The organism is Nonomuraea sp. NPDC049784 (assembly GCF_040659615.1).
Taxonomy (GTDB): domain Bacteria; phylum Actinomycetota; class Actinomycetes; order Streptosporangiales; family Streptosporangiaceae; genus Nonomuraea.
Genome location: NZ_JBFAMX010000920.1, coordinates 1 through 2,960, shown reverse-complemented (window position 1 = coordinate 2,960; position 2,960 = coordinate 1). Strand labels below are relative to the sequence as shown.

General features: G+C 74.2%; 1 protein-coding gene. It reads right to left on the bottom strand.

The genetic code is table 11. The features are described from left to right. On the bottom strand, positions 1-2,960 hold a 2,960-nt coding region (locus tag AB0J09_RS61025; RefSeq protein WP_360713160.1), incomplete at both ends, for a condensation domain-containing protein.

Below are 2,960 nucleotides of genomic sequence, written 5' to 3'. Positions count from 1 at the left end.
CCCTGGCTCGCCAGCCGCGCCGCGACCCGCACGGCGCTCAGCGAGTTCCCGCCCAGCGCGAAGAACCCGTCGTCGAGCCCGACCTCCGGCACGCCCAGCACGTCGGCCCAGACGCCCGCGATCCGCCGCTCCAGCTCGGTGCTCGGCCACCGCCGCGCTCCCTTGGAGGTGCTCGCCGGCCAGGTGGGAGACGCGCCTGCCGATGTCGGCTCCACCCCGACCTGCGGCAACTCCGGCACCGCGATCGAGGAGACGGGCGCGTCCGGGGCAGCCGCCATGGCTTCCAGCACCCGTACGAGCGCGTCGGCCAGCCACTCCATCACGAGCCTGTCGAAGGCGGCCGCCCGGTACTCGACGGTCACGGCGATCCCGGCAGGAGCGCCGTCGCGGCCGTAGTCGTCCGTCACGTCGACCAGCAGCTCGAACCGTGCCGCCCCGGTCCTGACCACCTCGACCCGCGACTCGACGCCGGGCAGGTCCAGCTCGGCCCGCGCGTTGTTCTGCAGCGCCAGCACGACGTCCACGAGGGGATGCCGCCCGGGGTGGCGTACCGGGTTGAGGTCCTGCACGACCCGCTCGAACGGCACCTCCTGGTGGGCGAAGGCCTCCAGGTCCGTCTCGCGTACCCGCGCCACCAGCTCGCCGATGTCCGGATCGCCCGACAGGTCGGTACGCAGCACCAGCAGGTTGACGAAGAACCCGACGAGATCCCCCACGGAGTCGCTGGACCGCCCGGCGACCGGTGACCCGATGGGCAGGTCGGTGCCCGCGCCGGCCCGGTTGAGCACGACGGCGAGGGCCGACTGGAGCACCATGAAGAGCGTGGCCCCGCGCTGCCTGCCCAGCTCGGCCAGCCGCCCGTGCAGCTCCGCGCCGATGTGCCTGACGACCGTGTCAGCGGCGCCCGCCGTCTCCGCAGTGTCCTCCGCCGTGCGGGGCAGCGGGAGCCGTTCGGGCAGGCCCTTAAGCATCTCGCGCCAGTAGCCGAGCTCCGCGGCGGCCAGCGCGTCCACGCGCTCGCGCTGCCGCACCGCGTAGTCGGCGTACCGGGTCGGAAGGGGCGGCAGCCCGGCGGGCACCCCTCCGAGCCGGGCCGCGTAGCAGCGTGACAGGTCGCGCATGAACGGCGGCAGCGACCACCCGTCGGTGGCGATGTGATGCATGACCAGCAGCAGCGCGTGCTCGTCCGGCCCTGTGGTGAACAGCACGGAGTGGATCGGCAGCTCGGCTGCCAGGTCGAACCGGTGCCCGGCCGCCTCGGCCACCCGCCCGTCCAGCTCGGCGGCCGGGACCTCGACGGCGCTGAAGCCGGGCCTGGCCTCCTCGACCGGCAGCACCCGCTGGGCGGGCTCGCCGTCGTGGACGGCGAAGACGGTCCGCAGCGCCTCGTGCCTGGCCACCACGTCCTCCAGCGCGCCGCGGAGGGCCGGCACGTCCACCGGGCCGTGGAGCCGTACCAGCATGGGCATGTTGTAGGCCACGCCCGCGTCGACCTGGTCGAGGAACCACAGCCGGCGCTGCGCGAACGACAGCGGGAGCGCGGCCTCCTCCGCGATCGGTGCCGCGGGCTCGCCCCGCTCCGGTGCGCGTGCCCCGGCCTGCTCCCTGACGTGCTCGGCGATCGCCGCCACTGTGGGCGTCTCGAACAGGGCCCTGACGCCCACCTCGGCCCCCAGCTCGGCGTGGATCCTGCTGAGGAGCCTGGCCACCATCAGCGAGTCGCCGCCCAGCGCGAAGAAATCGTCCTCGACGCCCACCCGCGGCACTTTGAGCACCTCGGCGAACAGCTCGCATAACGACTTCTCCACGTCGTCGCGCGCCGCCCCGGAGCCGCCCCGCTCGTACGCCGGCGCGGGCAGCCGGAGCTTGTCCAGTTTCCCGCTGGGGGTCAGCGGCAGTCCGGGCAGCACGACGAACGCCGACGGCACCATGAAGTCCGGCAACACGGCCGCCGCATAGGCGCGCAGCGCCTCGACGTCCACGTGCCCCTCCCACGGCGTCCCGTCGTCGTGCACCCGCGTGCCGGCCGCCGCGACCACGTACGCGACCAGCCGCTTCTCGCCGGGCGGGTCCTCCCTGGCGACCACGCCGGCCCGGGCCACGGACGGGTGGCGCGCCAGCACGTCCGCCACCTCGTCGGGCTCGACCCGGAACCCGCGGATCTTCACCTGCTCGTCCGCCCGCCCCACGAACTGCAGGACCCCGCCGGAGAGCCGCACCAGATCGCCTGTCCGGTACATCCGGCCGCCCGGGTCCCAGAACGGATCCGCCACGAACCGCTCGGCCGTCAGCCCCGGCTGCCCCAGGTAGCCCAGGGCCAGGCCGTCCCCGGCCGCGTACAACTCGCCGACGTCCCCGTCCGCCACCGGCCGCAGCCGCTCGTCCAGGACGTACACGCGCTTGCCCGCCAGCGGCGTGCCGATGGGCACCCTGCCGTCCACCGGCCCGTCCACCGGGGTCACCGGGTGCGTGGTCATGAAGATCATGCCTTCGACCGGCCCGTACCCGTTGCTCAGCCGCAGTCCGGGATGCCGTTCGAGGGCGCGCCTGACGTGCGCGGGCGACAGCGCCTCGCCGCCCACGATCAGGTGGCGCACGCCGGTGAGCGCGTCCGGGTACTCGTCCACGATCACGTTGAACAGGCTGCTCGACAGATACATGCACGTCACCCGGTGCTCGGCGGTCAGCCGCCCCATCACCACCGGGTCGACGCGCTGCCCGGGATGCAGCACGCAGGTGCCGCCCGACAGCAGCGGCCCCCACAGCTCCAGCGCGAACGCGTCCCACGAGACCGGCGAGCACTGCAGCCACACCGCCTCGAACGGCACGTACTCCTGCCCGGTCACCGTGGCCACGATCGCCCTGTGCGGCGCGGCGACCCCCTTGGGGCGGCCGGTGGAGCCGGAGGTGAACATCACGCACGCGACGCCGTCGTGCCGGGCCGCGCGGGGGTGCCGCTC